Origin of the sequence: Methylibium sp. Pch-M, from assembly GCF_004136295.1 — a bacterium.
Taxonomy (GTDB): domain Bacteria; phylum Pseudomonadota; class Gammaproteobacteria; order Burkholderiales; family Burkholderiaceae_C; genus Methylibium; species Methylibium petroleiphilum.
In genome coordinates, this window is the sequence record NZ_CP029606.1 from 1678996 (window position 1) to 1694796 (window position 15801).

15 protein-coding genes are annotated in these 15801 nt (G+C 73.4%); 9 read left to right on the forward strand and 6 right to left on the reverse strand.

Annotation, left to right across the window (positions count from 1 at the left end; all coding sequences use genetic code 11):
- Positions 1–2 precede the first annotated feature (2 nt).
- The 3 genes from C1M51_RS08060 to C1M51_RS08070 are packed head-to-tail and all read right to left on the reverse strand — an operon-like array spanning position 3 to position 3572.
- On the reverse strand, positions 3–2297 hold the full coding sequence (locus C1M51_RS08060) for a molybdopterin cofactor-binding domain-containing protein (protein WP_129448985.1): 2295 nt from the start codon (positions 2295–2297) through the stop codon (positions 3–5).
- The gene (locus tag C1M51_RS08065; protein ID WP_129448986.1) at positions 2294–2797 is read right to left on the reverse strand and encodes a (2Fe-2S)-binding protein; all 504 of its coding nucleotides are present in this window, start codon (positions 2795–2797) and stop codon (positions 2294–2296) included. The genes C1M51_RS08060 and C1M51_RS08065 overlap by 4 nt, the downstream gene beginning before the upstream one ends.
- Before the next feature lie 16 nt (positions 2798–2813).
- Positions 2814–3572, reverse strand: a complete 759-nt coding sequence (locus C1M51_RS08070; RefSeq protein ID WP_129448987.1) for a class II glutamine amidotransferase — start codon at positions 3570–3572, stop codon at positions 2814–2816.
- Between the two features lie 200 nt (positions 3573–3772).
- On the opposite strand from C1M51_RS08070, the gene C1M51_RS08075 reads away from it, so the two are divergent.
- Positions 3773–5050 (forward strand): putative zinc-binding metallopeptidase, encoded by a 1278-nt coding sequence (locus C1M51_RS08075; RefSeq protein ID WP_036235937.1) that lies wholly within the window; start codon positions 3773–3775, stop codon positions 5048–5050.
- On the opposite strand, the gene C1M51_RS08080 is transcribed toward C1M51_RS08075, so the two are convergent.
- The 3 genes from C1M51_RS08080 to C1M51_RS08090 all read right to left on the reverse strand — a co-directional run bounded on the left by C1M51_RS08080 (position 5004) and on the right by C1M51_RS08090 (position 7255).
- The gene (locus C1M51_RS08080) at positions 5004–5282 is read right to left on the reverse strand and encodes a DUF3567 domain-containing protein (RefSeq protein WP_011831203.1); all 279 of its coding nucleotides are present in this window, start codon (positions 5280–5282) and stop codon (positions 5004–5006) included. The two genes, C1M51_RS08075 and C1M51_RS08080, sit on opposite strands and share 47 nt — an antisense overlap.
- Before the next feature lie 78 nt (positions 5283–5360).
- Positions 5361–6434 carry a DUF3108 domain-containing protein gene (locus C1M51_RS08085; RefSeq protein WP_129448988.1) on the reverse strand — a complete coding sequence of 358 codons (1074 nt, stop codon included), beginning with the start codon at positions 6432–6434 and terminating at the stop codon, positions 5361–5363.
- Positions 6431–7255 carry an IclR family transcriptional regulator gene (locus C1M51_RS08090; protein ID WP_129452129.1) on the reverse strand — a complete coding sequence of 275 codons (825 nt, stop codon included), beginning with the start codon at positions 7253–7255 and terminating at the stop codon, positions 6431–6433. Before C1M51_RS08090 ends, C1M51_RS08085 begins: the two co-directional genes overlap by 4 nt.
- A 125-nt stretch (positions 7256–7380) precedes the next feature.
- On the opposite strand from C1M51_RS08090, the gene C1M51_RS08095 reads away from it, so the two are divergent.
- From C1M51_RS08095 to glcF, 8 genes are all read left to right on the forward strand, one after another.
- Entirely contained in the window at positions 7381–8364 is a 984-nt protein-coding gene (locus tag C1M51_RS08095) for a fumarylacetoacetate hydrolase family protein (RefSeq protein ID WP_011831206.1), read from the forward strand.
- A 17-nt stretch (positions 8365–8381) separates the two neighbouring features.
- Positions 8382–8864 carry a TIGR02281 family clan AA aspartic protease gene (locus C1M51_RS08100; RefSeq protein ID WP_129448989.1) on the forward strand — a complete coding sequence of 161 codons (483 nt, stop codon included), beginning with the start codon at positions 8382–8384 and terminating at the stop codon, positions 8862–8864.
- A 106-nt stretch (positions 8865–8970) separates the two neighbouring features.
- Positions 8971–9720: a PhaM family polyhydroxyalkanoate granule multifunctional regulatory protein gene (locus C1M51_RS08105; protein ID WP_129448990.1), complete on the forward strand. Its 750-nt coding sequence runs from the start codon at positions 8971–8973 to the stop codon at positions 9718–9720.
- Between the two features lie 19 nt (positions 9721–9739).
- A complete protein-coding gene (locus tag C1M51_RS08110; protein WP_129448991.1) occupies positions 9740–10966 on the forward strand; it encodes an FIST N-terminal domain-containing protein in 1227 nt (408 codons plus the stop codon).
- Between the two features lie 82 nt (positions 10967–11048).
- Complete coding sequence (locus C1M51_RS08115) at positions 11049–11627, forward strand: hypothetical protein (protein WP_129448992.1); 579 nt, start codon at positions 11049–11051, stop codon at positions 11625–11627.
- 161 nt (positions 11628–11788) lie between these two features.
- Positions 11789–13303, forward strand: coding sequence for an FAD-linked oxidase C-terminal domain-containing protein (locus tag C1M51_RS08120; RefSeq protein WP_129448993.1), 1515 nt, complete (start codon positions 11789–11791; stop codon positions 13301–13303).
- 42 nt (positions 13304–13345) lie between these two features.
- Positions 13346–14476, forward strand: coding sequence for a glycolate oxidase subunit GlcE (glcE, locus tag C1M51_RS08125; RefSeq protein ID WP_129448994.1), 1131 nt, complete (start codon positions 13346–13348; stop codon positions 14474–14476).
- Between the two features lie 14 nt (positions 14477–14490).
- Complete coding sequence (gene glcF / locus C1M51_RS08130) at positions 14491–15732, forward strand: glycolate oxidase subunit GlcF (protein ID WP_129448995.1); 1242 nt, start codon at positions 14491–14493, stop codon at positions 15730–15732.
- Positions 15733–15801: the final 69 nt, after the last annotated feature.

Consider the following 15801-nt stretch of genomic DNA (forward strand, 5'->3'; position numbering starts at 1 on the left):
CCTCATCCCCGCAACGGCAACCCCCGCCGCCGCACCCCGGTCAACACGAACAGCGCATTCGCCACCGCCGGCGCAATGGGCGGCGTGCCGGGCTCGCCGACGCCGCCGGGCGGGTGCTCGCTGGCGACGAGATGGGTCTCGATCCGTGGCGTCTCGGCCAGCGTGAGCAGCGGCTGCTCGGGAAAGTTCTTCTGCTGCACCGCGCCGGCCACGATGTCGATGCCACCGTGCAGCGCGGCGCTGAGGCCGAACACGATGCCGCCCTCCATCTGCTGCCGCACGATGCCGGGGTTGACCACGGTGCCGCAGTCGACGGCGCAGACCACGCGGTGCACGCGCGGCACGCCCCCGGCCGGCAGCGACACCTCGGCCACCTGCGCGACGATGCTGCCGAAGCTCTCGTGCAGCGCCACACCGCGCGCACGCCCGGCCGGCAAGGGCCGACCCCAGCCGGCCTGCGCCGCGGCGAGCTGCAGCACCGCGGCGTGGCGCGGGCTGCCGGCCAGCAGCGCGAGCCGGTAGGCCACCGGGTCCTGCTGCGCCGTGTGCGCCAGTTCGTCGATGAAGCTCTCGAGGAAGAAGGCGTTGTGCGAATGGCCGACCGAGCGCCAGTAGCCGACCGGCACGCCGCTGCGCGTGGCGACGTGGGCGATGCGCTGGTGCGCGATGTCGTAGGGCTGGTCGAACAGGCCCTCGGCGGTGGTCTTGTCGGGCAGGTCGACCGGGCCGGCCAGCCAGGGCAGGCCGCGCTCCATCCAGCGCGGCGTGATGGCATCGCCGGCGCTCGCGACGCGCAGCGACAGCGGCCGTCCATCGGCCCCCAGCACCGCCTTCAGCGCCGCGGCCGCGGCCGGGCGGTAGTAGTCGTGCGTGGTGTCCTCCTCGCGCGACCACAGCAGCTGCACCGGCCGGCCGCCGGTCTCCTGCGCCACCGCGACGGCCTGCGCCACGAAGTCGGCATCGAGCCGGCGGCCGAAGCCGCCGCCCAGCAGCGTGACGTGCAGCGTCACCGCGTGCTCGTCGACCCCGGCGGCGCGCGCCGCGTGCGCGCGGGCGATGCCGGGCACCTGGGTCGGCGCCCACACGGTGACGTGGCCGTCGCGGACCTGCGCGGTGCAGTTGATCGGTTCGAGCGCGGCGTGCGCGATGTAGGGCGCGCGGTAGAGCGCCTCGACGGTGCGTGCGCCGGGGCCGGCCTCGCGCCCGGCCGCCGCCACATCGCCGCGGCGGTGATAGGCGAGGCCGCCGTCCTGCGCCAAAGCGTCGCGCGCCGCGGCCTCCAGCGATGCGGCGATGGCCTGCGAATCGACCGTGCCGGCCGGCGGCAACGCCCAGTCGATCGCCAGCGCCTCCACCGCCTGGCGCGCATGCCAGCTGCTGCGCGCGACCACCGCAACGCCGGCGGTCGCGCCGGCCCGGGCCGGCAGGCGCACCAGCCGCTGCACGCCGGGGCGGCGCAGCACCTCGTCCTCGTTGCCGATGCGTTGCGGCGCACCGCCGAGCACCGGGCACATGCGCACTGCGGCGTACAGCAGGCCCTCGGGCCGCACGTCGAGGCCGTAGACGGCGCTGCCGTTGCTCTTGGCGACGACATCGGTGCGCGGCGTGTCGCGACCGATCAGCGTCCAGGCGGCACGCGGCTTCAGCGCCACGTCACCGGCCGGCGTGCCGGCAGCCGCGCTGGCGAGCTCACCGAAATGCGCGTGCACGCCGAAGGCATGCGACACGACGCCGTCGCGCACCACGATCTCTTCCTTGGGCAGGCGCCAGCGCAGCGAGGCGGCTCCCACCAGCTGGGCCCGCACCGTGGCCGCAGCCAGCCGCAGCGGCTCCCAGGCGTCGACGATGCTGGTCGACGCGCCCGTCATGTTGATGCCGAGCTCGCGCGCCAGCTTGGCGACGACCCACTCGCCGCCCTTCACCACCGCGGTCCTGCGGCCCGGCTCGCTGTCGCGCGGGTGGAAGGGCAGCGACGCGACGAAGGTGGCCACGTTGCCGTAGACCGCATCGGCGCCGGCCTGGACCAGCCGCACGCGGTCGAGGCCGATGTCGAGCTCCTCGGCCACCAGCATCGGCAGCGCGGTGTGCACACCCTGGCCCATCTCGCTGCGATTCATCGCCAGCGCGACGCCGCCGTCGGCGGCGACCTTGATCCAGCCGTTGAACGCCACCTCGCCGGCCTGCAGCGCCAGCAGCGCACGGTCGCCCAGCCGCGAACGCGGCGGCAGCGCCGCCCAGCCCAGCAGCAGGCCGCCGCCGGCCGCCGCCGCACCGAGCAGCAGCGTGCGGCGCTTCATGGCGCGCGCTTCGGCGGCGGGGGCGTGGCCGCGCGCGGCGCCGCCAGGGCCGCCGCGGCCGTGTGGATGGCGGCACGCACGCGCGGGTAGGTGCCGCAGCGGCAGAGGTTGGTGAGGGCCGCGTCGATGTCGGCGTCGCTCGGCCGGGGCTGGCGCTCGAGCAGCGCCGCGGCGGCCATCAGCAGGCCGCTCTGGCAGTAGCCGCACTGCGGCACCTGGTGCAGCACCCAGGCGCGCTGGAGCGCGTGCGGCCGCTCGGCGCTGCCCAGGCCCTCGATGGTCTGCACCGCCCTGCCGCCGACCGCGGACAGCGGCGTGACGCAGGAGCGCGCAGGCACGCCGTCGAGCCGCACGGTGCAGGCGCCGCAGGCACCGATGCCGCAACCGTACTTGCTGCCGGTGAGCTGCAGCACGTCGCGCAGCACCCACAGCAGCGGCATCGCCGGGTCGACGGCCTCGTCGGGCAGCGGCACGAAGCGGCCGTTGATCAGCAGGTCCATCGCGTGGCGTGCCGGTTCAGGCGTCGAGCGCCTGCCCGTCCTGGAACACCCGCAGTTCGCCGGGTGCGAAGGCCTGCCAGTCCTCGTCGGCCGTCAGCGGTTCGGTGACGATGACCGCGACGCGGTCGTTCGGCGTGGTGTGCTCGGCGAAGTTCACCGTCAGGTCCTGGTCCTGCAGCCGCGCGTGGCGGAACGGGTGCTGGCGCACCAGCCAGTGCAGCCGCGTGGCGCCGTGCGCCCACAGCGCGTCGCCGTTGCTGAGCAGGAAGTTGAAGCTGCCGTGGCGGGCCACCGGCGGCGCCAGCTCGCGCAGCGTCTCGGTCAGGTCGCGCACGCTCGGCACCGACGCGTGGTTCTTCGCCAGCTCCTGCAGCAGCCAGCAGAAGGCGCGCTCGCTGTCGGTGTCGCCGACGGGATGGAAGGCGGCATGCAGCTTGGGGTGGAAATCCTTCAGGTCGCCGTTGTGGGCGAACACCCAGTAGCGGCCCCACAGCTCGCGCACGAAGGGGTGGGTGTTCTGCAGCGCCACGCCGCCCTGCGTGGCCTTGCGGATGTGCGAGATGACGTGCCGGCTGCGGATCGGGTAGCGCCGCACCATCTCGGCCACCGGCGAATCGTTGGCGCTGTGGTGGTCGACGAAGCAACGCACGCCGGGGCCCTCGAAGAAGGCGATGCCGAAGCCGTCCTTGTGCTCGACCGCGCGCGTCGCGAAGCCGGTGAAGCTGAACACGATGTCGGTCGGCGTGTTGCCGTTCATGCCGAGCAGCTGGCACATGGGATGCGTGAAGAAGAGGGAGTGGAGACGCGGACGGACAGTATCGGCTTCTATCGCCGGCGCGGCCACGGCCGCGGCCGTGCGTGGGCCGCCGTGCAACAGATCGCTTCGGTGTGCAAGGCCTTGCACAACCGGCAACGGAACGGCCGCTGCATGACACACTCGTTCGCAGCGGCGCCCCCACGGCCGCGGAGCCCCTGATGACCGATCTTGCCGATCTGCCGACGAACCCGACCGACGCCGGCCTGCCGACGCCGCGCGTGCCGCGCAGCTACCGCTGCCGCTGCGGCCGGCCGGTGTTCTTCCGCAACAGCCTGTGCCACGGCTGCGGCGCCGCGCTGGGCTACGAGCCGCGGCGCGGGCAGGTGCTGGCCCTCGATCCGGGCCCCGAGGAGACCACCTGGCACGTGGAGGGCGACGCGCAGACGCTGTACCGGCGCTGCGGCAACTTCGACACCATCGCCGGCTGCAACTGGTTGGTGCCGGCCTCGGCGGACGGCCGCTTCCAGCCGCTGTGCCAGGCCTGCCGGCTCAACCGCACCATTCCCGACCTGACGCAACCCGACCATGCCGAGCTGTGGCGCCGCATCGAGCTGGCCCGGCGGCGCCTGGTGTCGCAGCTGATCTCGCTGGGCCTGCCGGTCGCGTCGCGCGTGGCTGGCGACGACCGGGACGCCGAACGCGGCCTGATGTTCGACGTGCTGGCGCCGCTGCCCGGCGCGCCCGCGGTGATGACGGGGCATGCCAGCGGCCTGATCACGCTGAACCTCGACGAGGCCGACGACGCGGTGCGTGAACGCATCCGCGCCGCGATGCGCGAGCCCTACCGCACGCTGCTGGGGCACTTCCGCCACGAGGTGGGCCACTACTACTGGGACCGGCTGGTGGACGGCACACCCTGGCTGGACGGCTACCGCGAGCTGTTCGGCGACGAGCGCGACGACTACGCCGCGGCGCTGCAGCGCCACTACGCCAACGGGCCGGCGCCCGACTGGGCGCAGCGCCACGTGAGCAGCTATGCCAGCACGCACCCGTGGGAGGACTGGGCGGAGACCTGGGCGCACTACCTGCACATGGTCGACACGCACGACACCGCGCTCAGCTTCGGCCTCGACGCCCGCACGGTGGCGATCGAGATCGAGCCCTTCGGAGCCGACGTGCTGTGGCGCCCCGACGATCCCGGCGCCGCCCACTTCCTGGGCTTCGTCAACGAATGGGTGGCCCTGACCAGCGTGCTCAACGAGCTGTCGCGCAGCATGGGCCAGCACGACTTCTACCCCTTCGTGCTGCCGCGGCCGGTGGTGGCGAAGCTGCAGTTCGTGCACCTGGTGGTGCAGGCGGCGGCCGCCGAGCCGCAGAGCGCGGCGCCCGCGAAGGAACCGCTCGCTGCGACCGACGCCGAAGCCGCCGTGCCTCCGGAGGCGCCCGCCGTCAGTGCAGCACCAGCGGCTGCTGCATCAGCGCCGCGTAGCGACTGACATAGGCGTCGATCTCCTCTTCGGACGGCGAGGTCTCGATCAGCGCGTCCACGCCCTCGCGGAAGCTCGCGGCCAGGGCGCCCTCGATGAAGATCTCCTTGCGCGCGAACTTGTCGACGATCTCGTAGCCGCCCCGCGTAAGCCCGGGCACGCCTTCGCGGACGTCCGGTTCCTCGGACGCCACCTCGAACTGCACCACGGCGAAACTGTCGGAGTTGTAGAGCATCTGCATGGACTTCCCCTTTGAGGGCCAGGTGATGGGGCTGACGCAAATTTCAAGCCAGGAACCCCATCGCCTGCAGGGTTCGACTCAGTTCACCCGCAGCAGTTCAAACGCGTCGCTGCTGCCGTCGGTGAGGCGGGCGCGCACCGGCAGGTACTGGCGGGCCGGGTCGAGCCAGAACTCGGCGCGGGTGTCCTGCGGGCCCTCGGGCTCGCGCAGGAAGCGCAGCGCACGCACGCTGCCGGCCGGCGTGTCGACCGACTGCAGGCCCTCGAAGCGCAGCGACCAGACGTGGGCATCGCCACGCGCCCCGACCACCCGGATCAGGAAGTGCTCGCCGGCCGGCGGCGGCTTGGGCCAGGCGTTGGCGATGGCCGCGAGCTGCAGCATCACGCTCAGGCGGTCCTGCACGCCGGGCGTCACCGGCTGCTCCGGGCTCTGCCCCGAGAAGCTGATCACCCCGGCGCCGCGCTGGAAGCTGGCCGCCTGCTCGGCACGCCGCAGCCGCTTGTCGGTGTAGCGCTCCGGCGCCAGGCCGGCGGCGTCGAAGCCGCCGCGGCTGGTCTGCGTGATCAGCGTGCCGATGATCGGCACCCGGCCCTCGAGCCGCAGCACATAGCCGCTGCCCTGCGGTCGCCAGTCGATCTCGCCGCTGCCGGTGATGGCGCCGCGGCTGAGGCGGTAGTCGACCCTGGCCGCGGCCGGGATGCGGGTGCGGTAGGTCGGCGGTGCAGCGTCGCCACCGGTCGCCGCCGCGGCGGGTGCCGTGGTCGCAACAGCCAGCAGCAGGTCGTCGGGCAGCGCGGCGGGCGCGGCTTCGTCCTTCGCCTCGAGCGCCGACAGCTCGGCATCGGCCACGGCGCGACGGCGCGACGGCGCGACCTCGACAGGCCGGACGCTGGGCGCCGGCGGCGCGGCCCGCGCCGCCGCCAGCGCCTCGAGCACGGGCAGCGTCACGGTGGTTTCGGCGCTGGCCAGCAGCACGGGCGGCGCGAGCGATGCCCCGGCCGGCGAGGCCAGCGCCCAGACCGATCGCCCCGGCGCCGCTGCGGGCAAGGGCGCGTCGGGGCGCGCCCCCCCGAGTCCCTCGAGCGCCCAGGCGTGCAGCAACAGCACCGCCGCAGCCAGGCCGGTGAGCCACAGCGCGCCGTGCCGTCTCATCGGCGGCGCCTCGGGGACCGGGTCGCCGCGGGCGCCGGACCGGCGTCCGCCGCGCCGAACTCGCGCGACAGCGCCGCGGCGGCCGACTGCGCGGCCCGATCGATCATGCCGCCGGCCCGGCCGTTGAAGGCGGCGCTCGGGCCCAGCGTGACCAGGCCCAGCACGAGGCGGCCGGTGGCATCGAACACCGGATGACACCAGGTGACGAGACCCGGTTGCGGATCGCCGTCGGCCGTGCCGGCGCCGCGCGCGCGGACCGCCGCCATCCGGGTGGCCCAACCGGACCCGGTGGCGAGCCGCGCCAGGGGGCGCGCCGGCCTGGCGCCGCGTTCACGCGCCAGCACGGCCGCGATCTGCTCGCGCGGCAACCAGGCGGCGAAACAGCGGCCGGTCGCGGAACTCGACAAGGGCATCACGCTTCCCAAACGCAGGCCGATGGTGAGCGGCTGACACGAAGGGGTCTCGCAATGCACGATGATGGGACCGCGCTCGCTCCACACGGCCAGCGCCGTCGTGTGGCCGATCGCCTCGCACAGGCGGGCCGCCGCCGCGCGCGCGGCCGCCAGGCCGTCGAGCCGCGCCAGGCTGGCCAGACCGAGGCGCCGTGCCGTCGGGCCGAGGTCGTAGCGGCTGGTGGCAGGATCCTGAGCCACGAGCCCGACACGCTGGAAACTCACGAGGTAGCGGTGGGCCTTGGCCGCGCTCATGGCACAGGCGGCGGCGAGATCGCGCAGCATCATCGCGTCGGGCGCGGATGCCAGCGCGTCGAGCACGGCATAGCCGACCTCGACGGACTGGATACCGGCGCGCCCGGGCATCATGGCCGCACCGACCGTGGCGGAAGGAGAACGCGTGGACACGACGGCAAATTTACAATGACGAAACTGATTCACTGTATCGAAATTTCGCCAACGGGGCCGCGGCCCCGCCGAGGAGACCGACACCGATGAAACTCGCCACCTACAAGGACGGCTCGCGCGACGGCCAGCTGGTCGTCGTCTCGCGCGACCTGTCCACGGCCCATCACGCGAACGGCATCGCCGGCCGCCTGCAGCAGGTGCTGGACGACTGGAACTTCCTGTCGCCGCAGCTGCAGGACCTGTACGAGACGCTGAACCAGGGCAAGGCCCGCCACGCCTTCGCGTTCGAGCCCGCGCAGTGCATGGCGCCGCTGCCGCGCGCCTGCCAGTGGGCCGACGGCTCGGCCTACCTCAACCACGTGGAGCTGGTGCGCAAGGCGCGCGGCGCCGAGGTGCCCGAGAGTTTCTACACCGACCCGCTGATGTACCAGGGCGGCAGCGACGACCTGCTCGGCCCCTGCGACGACATCGTCGTGCCGAGCGAGAAGATGGGTATCGACTTCGAGAGCGAGGTCGCGGTGATCACCGGCGACCTGCCCATGGGCGTGTCGCCGGAAGCGGCGATCGACGGCATCCGCCTGCTGATGCTGGCCAACGACGTGAGCCTGCGCCACCTGATCCCCGCCGAGCTGGCCAAGGGCTTCGGCTTCCTGCAGAGCAAGCCGGCCACCGCCTTCAGCCCGGTCGCCGTCACGCCCGACGAACTGGGCACGGCCTGGCAGGGCGGCCGCGTGCACCTCACGCTGCAGACCCAGTGGAACGGCAGGAAGGTGGGCCTGTGCGAGGCCGGGCCCGAGATGACCTTTCACTTCGGCCAGCTGATCGCCCACCTGGCCACCACGCGCCGGGTCCGCGCCGGCAGCATCGTCGGCAGCGGCACGGTCAGCAACAAGGACTGGTCCAAGGGCTACAGCTGCATCGCCGAGAAGCGCGCGATCGAGACGATCGAGGGCGGCGCGCCGGTCACCGAATTCATGCGCTACGGCGACACCGTGCGCATCGAAATGAAGGGCAGCGACGGCCAGAGCGTGTTCGGCGCGATCGAGCAGACGGTGGCGGCGCCGGGCTGATCCGTGCACTGCGGCGCATGACCGAGTTCCCCCGCACCCTGAAGATCGCCACCGTCTGGCTGCTGCTGGGCCTGGCGGTGTTCCTCGGCTTTCGGGCGCTGGAGGCGCAGCAGCAGCGTTCGCGCTTCTCGCACGAGGGCGGCGTGATCGAGATCCGGCGCGGCAACGACGGCCACTACCACTGGCCCGCGCGGCTGAACGGCCGCGAGGTCGACTTCCTGGTCGACACCGGCGCGACGCGCAGCGCGATCTCGGCGGCGCTGGCCGACGAGCTGAAGCTCGAGGCCATCGGCCGCATCGATTCCAGCACCGCCGGTGGCGTGGTGCGCGGCCACGTGGCGCGGGCCGACCTGGTGCTGGACGGCGGCGTGCGTGTCGAGCGCCTGCCGCTGGTGGTGCTGCCGGCGCTCGGCGACAAGCCCCTGCTCGGCATGGACGTGCTGGGGCGGCTGCGCTGGCAGCAGCAGGGCGGCGTGCTGCGCATCGAGGCCGGCGGCTGAGGTCGTTCGCGCCGAGGCGGGTTCTTGCCTAGCGCGAACCGTGCACAAGCGCGGCGCGGCGCCGCACAATGGCTGGCCCCACGACCACAACAACAGGAGACCGCCGATGACTGCCGCCCCCCCCGACTTCGCGAAACTGGTTCCCGGCTTCGACTTCCTGCAGGGCCTGGTCAAGAACGCCGGCTCGGTGCTGCCCAACATCGGCCAGTGGGTCGCACCGACGCTCAACCCGGAAGAACTGGAGAAGCGCATCGAGGAGCTGCGCACCGTGCAGTTCTGGCTGGAGCAGAACGCGCGCATGCTGGGCGCCACGATCCAGGCGCTGGAAGTGCAGCGCATGACGCTGTCGACGCTGAAGACCATGAACGTGCAGGTGGCCGACCTGCGCGAATCGCTGCGCATCAAGCTGCCCGACGAGGTGCCGGCCGGCGCGCCGCCCGCGCCCTCCGACGACCACTCCGACGACGCGCCGGCCGAGGCCGCGCCGGCGAAGAAGCGCGCCGCACCGCGCGCGAAATCCCGCGCCACTGCCGCACCGGTGACCGGCATCGTCGACCCGACGCAGTGGTGGGGCGCACTGACCAAGCAGTTCACCCAGCTGGCCGCCAGCACCATGAAGGACGTGGCCTCCGACTCCGCGAAGCAGCTCGCCGGCAACCTGGTGAAGCAGAGCTTCGACGCGGCCGAGCAGACCATCAAGGTCGGCATGGCGCCGGCCCGCAAGGCGGCCGAGATGGCCGGCGGCGTGGCCAACCGCGCGGCGCGCGCGGCGGCGGCCGGCAAGTCGGCCGCCAAGCCTGCCGCGGCCAGGAAGAAGGCCGCACCGGCACGCAAGGCCGCCGCGCGCCGACGCTGACGTTCCCGTGCCGGACTCGATGCAAGCCTTTGCCCACGCCCACGCCACCCACCCCGACGCCCGGCTGGCCCTGGGGCTGGTGTGCGCGCAGCTCGACGCCCAGCTCGCCGACCGCCCCGCGCCGACGCTGGGCTGGTGCTACCTGACCGACCACCACGCCAACGCCGCCGAGGCCCTGCTGGCCGACCTGCGCGAGCGCTTTCCGGGCACCGCCTGGGTCGGCAGCGTCGGGATCGGCGTCTGCGCGAGCGGTGTCGAGTACTTCGACGAGCCCGGGCTCGCGGTGATGCTGGCGGCGATGCCGCACGAACAGTTCCGCGTGTTCTCCGGACGTCGGCCGCTGCAGGGCGATTCCGGCTTCGTGCCGCACACGGCGCTGGTGCACGCCGACCCGTCGACGCCCGAGCTGTCGGAGCTGGTCAGCGAGTTGAGCGAGCGGGTCGACAGCGGCTACCTGTTCGGCGGCCTCGGCTCGGCGCGCAACCGCGTGCTGACGATCGCCGCGCCCGGCGGCGGCGACGCCGGTGAAGGCGGCGTGTTCACCGGCGGCCTGTCGGGCGTGGCGTTCACGGCCGACGTGGCGATCGTCTCGCGCATCACCCAGGGCTGCCAGCCGGTGGGCCCGGTGCGGGCCATCACGCGGATCGAGCGCAACGTGGTCTACGAACTCGACGACCGGCCCGCGCTCGACTGCCTGCTGGGCGATCTGGCCGTCGACGAGCAGGCGCCGCGCGAGGCGCTGCCCCGCATGCGCAGCACGCTGGTCGGGCTGAGCGACACCGCGGCCCCGCAGCCGGGCGAGTTCGTCACCGCGGCGCGCGGCCATGCCTTCGGCACCGAGACGCGGGTGCGCCACCTGATCGGCATCGACCCGCAGCGCCGCGGCATCGCGATCGCCGACACCGCGCTGGCCGGCCAGCAGCTGGCCTTCTGCCACCGCGACACCGAGGCGGCCCGCCGCGACCTGGTGCGCATCGCCACCGAGATCCGCAGCGCCCTTGAGCCCGAGGAGCTGCCGGACGGCGGCACGGCCCCCACCGGCGGGCGCCGGATCGCCGGAGCGCTCTACGTGAGCTGCACCGGCCGCGGCGGCCCGCACTTCGGGGCGCCGTCGGCCGAGCTGCAGCTGCTGCGCCATGCGCTCGGCGACGTGCCGCTGGTCGGCTTCTTCGCCGCGGGCGAGATCGGCCACCGCCATCTCTACGGCTACACCGGCGTGCTGACCGTGTTCACCGCGCCGGCGTGAGGACCTGCCCGAAGCGCTGCCGGGCCTTGCGGCGGCGGTCTCGCCCCGGGGAACCGGCGTGCAGGGTCGCGGTCTGACAAGCATGCGCGTCCCGTCGCTTCCGATCGTCGCGGGCCTGATGGCGCTGGCCCTGCACGCGCCGGCGTCTGCCCAGCCGACCCCCACCGCCACGCCGGCGTCGGCGGCCTCGGCCGCCGCAACCACAGCCCCCGCCGCGCGCGCGATCGTGCAGCAGCGCCTGCCCGATGGCCGCGTGATCTTCACCGACCGGCCGCAGCCGGGTGCGAGGACCGAACGCCGCTGGACCACCACCCCGGAAGACCCGGCCGAGGCCGACGCGCGCCGCGCCGCGGCGCAGCGCGAATCGGCCGCGGTCAGCGAACGCATCGGCCGCCAGATCGAACAGCAGCGCGAACGCGACCAGGAAGTCGAGCTCGCCCGCGCGAAGGCGGCACAGGCCGAGGCCGAGCGCGAGGCGGCCCGCGCCCGCGCCGAGGCGGAAGCGCCACCGCCGGTGGTCGTGATCCCGCACCGCCCGGTGCGACCGCGTCCACCTCCCACGGTGCGCCCGCCGGAGCATCGCCCGCCGGAGCGACCTGGCCCCAAGGTCCCGCCCCGCCCCGGCGCCACGCCACCGCCGGGCACGCTGGTGGACCATTGACGAGACCGGCCTGCGGCGTTCGTCGCGTGCCATTGCCCTCGTCCGCGTCAAAACCGCCAGAACCCGAGCGCACGGCCGGCGGGGTCGGCAGCGCTTAAGCTCGCGCGTTGAGTGCGGCCGTCGCCATCCGTGGGGATCGGCGGCCACGCCAGGAGACCTCGATGAACGCACCGCTCGCCGCGACCGCGCTGCCTGCCGCCCCGTCCCGCGAAGAACGCAGCCGCCGCCAGGCCGAAGTGGTGGCCGCGCTCGCGCCGCTGCTGCCCGCCCATGCGCTGCTGTGGCAGCGCGAGGACACCGTTCCCTATGAATGCGACGGCCTCACCGCCTACCGCGCCATGCCGCTGGTCGTGGCGCTGCCGGAGACCGAGACCCAGGTCGCCGCGGTGCTGAAGGCCTGCCACCGCCTCGCGGTGCCGGTGGTGGCGCGCGGCGCCGGCACCGGCCTGTCGGGCGGCGCGATGCCGCACGAGCTGGGCGTCACGCTGTCGCTGGCCAAGTTCAACAAGATCCTGAAGGTCGATCCGGTCAGCCGCACCGCCGTCGTGCAGTCCGGCGTGCGCAACGCGGCCATCAGCGAGGCCGCCGCGCCGCACGGCCTGTACTACGCGCCCGACCCGAGCAGCAAGATCGCCTGCACGATCGGCGGCAACGTGGCCGAGAACTCCGGCGGCATGCACTGCCTGAAGTACGGCCTGACGATCCACAACGTGCTGAGGGTGCGCGGCTACACCGTCGAGGGCGAGCCGGTCGAGTTCGGCTCCGAGGCGCTCGACGCGCCCGGCCTGGACCTGCTGTCGGCCGTGATCGGCTCCGAGGGCATGCTCGCGGTGACGCTCGAGGTCACCGTGAAGCTGGTGCCCAAGCCGCTGCTGGCGCGCGCCATCCTGGCCAGCTTCGACGACGTGCGCAAGGCCGGCAACGCGGTGGCCGCGCTGATCGGCGCCGGCATCATCCCGGCCGGGCTGGAGATGATGGACAAGCCGATGACCGCCGCCGTCGAGGACTTCGTGCACGCCGGCTACGACCTCGACGCCCACGCCATCCTCATCTGCGAGAGCGACGGCACACCCGAGGAGGTGGAGGAGGAGATCGCGCGCATGGTGGCGGTGATGGAGGGCGCCGGCGCGACGCGCTTCGACATCAGCACCAGCGAGGCCGAGCGCCTGAAGTTCTGGAGCGGGCGCATGAACGCCTTCCCGGCGAGCGGGCGCATCAGCCCCGACTACATGTGCATGGACTCGACCATCCCGCGCAAGAAGCTGGCCGAGATCCTGACCCGCATCACCGAGATGGAGACGAAGTACGGCCTGCGCTGCTGCAACGTGTTCCACGCCGGCGACGGCAACCTGCACCCGCTGATCCTGTTCGACGCCAACGACCCCGACCAGCTGCACCGCGCCGAGCTGTTCGGCGCCGACATCCTGGAGACCAGCGTGATGCTCGGCGGCACCGTGACCGGCGAGCACGGCGTGGGCGTCGAGAAGCTCGCCTCGATGTGCGTGCAGTTCACGCCGGCCGAGCGCGAGCAGATGCTCGGCCTCAAGCGCGCCTTCGACGCGGCCGGCCTGCTGAACCCCGGCAAGGTGATCCCCACGCTGCACCGCTGCGCCGAGTACGGAAAGATGCACGTGAAGAAGGGCCTGCTGCCCTTTCCCGACCTGCCGCGGTTCTGACGCCGGTCGCCCCCAACCCGTTCGAGAACCCGTGCCCCGACGATGACCCCTCCCGACGACGACCCCGCCTTGCGCGCCCTGGTCGAGCGCGTGCGTGCCGCGCAGGCCGACGGCACCCCGCTCGAGATCGCCGGCCACGGCTCCAAGGCCTTCTACGGCGGCCCGCGCCACGGCGAGGCGCTGCACACCACCGGGCTCACTGGCATCTCCAGCTACGAACCCACCGAGCTGGTGGTGAGCGCACGCGCCGGCACGCCGATCGCCGAGCTGGAGGCAGCGCTCGCCGAGCACGGCCAGTGCCTGCCGTTCGAACCGCCGCGCTTTCGCGTCGGCTCGGCCGCCAAGGGCACGGTGGGCGGGCTCGTCGCGGCCGGCCTGAGCGGGCCCAGCCGCGCCAGCGTGGGCGCGGTGCGCGACCACGTGCTCGGCGCCACGCTGCTGAACGGCCGCGCCGAGGTGCTGAGCTTCGGCGGCCAGGTGATGAAGAACGTGGCCGGCTACGACGTGTCGCGCCTGCTGTGCGGCTCGATGGGCGTGCTGGGCGTCGTGCTGGAGGTGTCGCTGAAGGTGCTGCCGGTGCAGCCGGCCACGGCCACGCTGCGCTTCGAACTCGACGAGGCCGCTGCGCTGCAGCAGCTCAACGCCTGGGGCGGCCAGCCGCTGCCAATCAGCGCCAGCGCGTGGTGGGCCGGCATGCTGCTGCTGCGGCTGCGCGGCGCACGCGCCGCCGTGAACGCCGCCGTCGACACCCTGCTCACCCGGTACCGCGGCGAGGGCGTGGAAGACAGCCTGGCCACGCCGTTCTGGGACGGCCTGCGCGATCACGAGGACGAGTTCTTCGTGAAGGCCCGCACCGCGGTCGAGTCGAACACCGGTGCGGCGCTGTGGCGCCTGTCGGTCCCGCAGACGGCCGCGCCGATCGCGCTGCCCGGCGAGCAGCTGATCGAATGGGGCGGCGCGCAGCGCTGGTGGTGCACCGCCGCCAGCGCGGCCACGGTGCGCGAGGCGGCCCAGCGCGCCGGCGGCCACGCCACGCTGTTCCGCGGCGGCGACAAGGCGGCCGGCGTGTTCGCGCCGCTGAGTGCGCCGCTGCAGCGCATCCAGCGCGAGCTCAAGCGCGAGTTCGACCCGGCCGGCGTGTTCAACCGCGGCCGCCTCTACCCCGATCTGTGAGCTGACCCCGCACGATGCAAACCACCCTTGCCCCCGAATACCAGGGCAGCGCCGACGGCGCCGATGCCGAAGCGATCCTGCGCAAGTGCGTGCACTGCGGCTTCTGCACCGCCACCTGCCCGACCTACCAGCTGCTGGGCGACGAACTCGACGGCCCGCGCGGCCGCATCTACCTGATCAAGCAGGTGCTCGAGGGCGCCGAGCCGACGCGCAAGACCCAGCTCCACCTGGACCGCTGCCTGACCTGCCGCAACTGCGAGTCCACCTGCCCGTCGGGCGTGCAGTACGGCGCGCTGGTGGACATCGGCCGCCGCGTGGTCGATGCCAAGGTCGAGCGCCCGGCCGGCGAACGCGCCGCCCGCACGGCGCTGAAGGAAGGCCTGACCTCGCCGCTGTTCGCCCCGGCGATGAAGCTCGGCCAGCTGTTCCGTCCGCTGGTGCCCGCGGCGCTGAAGGCCAAGGTCCCGCCGAAGGCGCCTGCCAGCGCGCACCGCTGGCCGACGCGCAGCCACCCGCGCAAGGTGCTGATGCTGCTGGGCTGCGTGCAGCCGGCGATGGCGCCGAACATCAACAGCGCCACCGCGCGCGTGCTCGACGCCGCCGGCATCCAGACCCTGGTGGCCGACGACGCCGGCTGCTGCGGCGCCATCCGCGACCACCTCGGCGACCACGACGGTGGCCTGGCCGACATGCGCCGCAACATCGACGCCTGGTGGCCGCTGGTCGAGGGCCTGACCGGGCAGGGCGCCGTCGAGGCGATCGTGATGAACGCCTCGGGCTGCGGCGTGACCGTCAAGGACTACGCCCGCCACCTGAAGCACGACCCGGCCTATGCCGAGCGCGCCGCCAGGATCTCGGCGCTGACCCGGGACCTGAGCGAACTGCTGCCCGACCTGGTGCCCAAGCTCAAGCCGCGGCTGCGCGGCAAGGCCCCCAAGCTCGCGTTCCATCCGCCCTGCACGCTTCAGCACGGCCAGCAGTTGCGCGGCGGCGTGGAGAGCGGCCTGCGCGAGCTCGGCTTCGACGTCACGCTGACCCCGACCGACAGCCACCTGTGCTGCGGCTCGGCCGGCACCTACTCGGTGCTGCAGCCGGCGCTGGCCTACCAGCTGCGCGACCGCAAGCTCGCCGCGCTGGCGCCGGTGGGCGCCCAGGCCATCGTGTCGGCCAACATCGGCTGCATCCAGCACCTGCAGAGCGGCACGCCGACGCCGGTGAAGCACTGGGTGGAGGTGCTCGACGAGGCGCTGGCCTGACGGCCCCGAGGACCTGTCGGTGGGCCCCGCGCTGCGCTTGTTCTCTTGCAGATTGCTGTCTACGATACC

Bases quoted from the DNA above. Each gene is read 5' to 3' on its own strand.
- C1M51_RS08060 (WP_129448985.1), bottom strand. From the start codon at position 2,297: ATGAAGCGCCGCACGCTGCTGCTCGGTGCGGCGGCGGCCGGCGGCGGC.
- C1M51_RS08105 (WP_129448990.1), top strand. From the start codon at position 8,971: ATGACTGCCGCCCCCCCCGACTTCGCGAAACTGGTTCCCGGCTTCGAC.
- C1M51_RS08120 (WP_129448993.1), top strand. From the start codon at position 11,789: ATGAACGCACCGCTCGCCGCGACCGCGCTGCCTGCCGCCCCGTCCCGC.
- C1M51_RS08115 (WP_129448992.1), top strand. From the start codon at position 11,049: ATGCGCGTCCCGTCGCTTCCGATCGTCGCGGGCCTGATGGCGCTGGCC.
- C1M51_RS08070 (WP_129448987.1), bottom strand. From the start codon at position 3,572: ATGTGCCAGCTGCTCGGCATGAACGGCAACACGCCGACCGACATCGTG.
- C1M51_RS08085 (WP_129448988.1), bottom strand. From the start codon at position 6,434: ATGAGACGGCACGGCGCGCTGTGGCTCACCGGCCTGGCTGCGGCGGTG.
- glcF (WP_129448995.1), top strand. From the start codon at position 14,491: ATGCAAACCACCCTTGCCCCCGAATACCAGGGCAGCGCCGACGGCGCC.
- C1M51_RS08100 (WP_129448989.1), top strand. From the start codon at position 8,382: ATGACCGAGTTCCCCCGCACCCTGAAGATCGCCACCGTCTGGCTGCTG.
- C1M51_RS08095 (WP_011831206.1), top strand. From the start codon at position 7,381: ATGAAACTCGCCACCTACAAGGACGGCTCGCGCGACGGCCAGCTGGTC.
- C1M51_RS08065 (WP_129448986.1), bottom strand. From the start codon at position 2,797: ATGGACCTGCTGATCAACGGCCGCTTCGTGCCGCTGCCCGACGAGGCC.
- glcE (WP_129448994.1), top strand. From the start codon at position 13,346: ATGACCCCTCCCGACGACGACCCCGCCTTGCGCGCCCTGGTCGAGCGC.
- C1M51_RS08090 (WP_129452129.1), bottom strand. From the start codon at position 7,255: ATGATGCCCGGGCGCGCCGGTATCCAGTCCGTCGAGGTCGGCTATGCC.
- C1M51_RS08075 (WP_036235937.1), top strand. From the start codon at position 3,773: ATGACCGATCTTGCCGATCTGCCGACGAACCCGACCGACGCCGGCCTG.
- C1M51_RS08110 (WP_129448991.1), top strand. From the start codon at position 9,740: ATGCAAGCCTTTGCCCACGCCCACGCCACCCACCCCGACGCCCGGCTG.
- C1M51_RS08080 (WP_011831203.1), bottom strand. From the start codon at position 5,282: ATGCAGATGCTCTACAACTCCGACAGTTTCGCCGTGGTGCAGTTCGAG.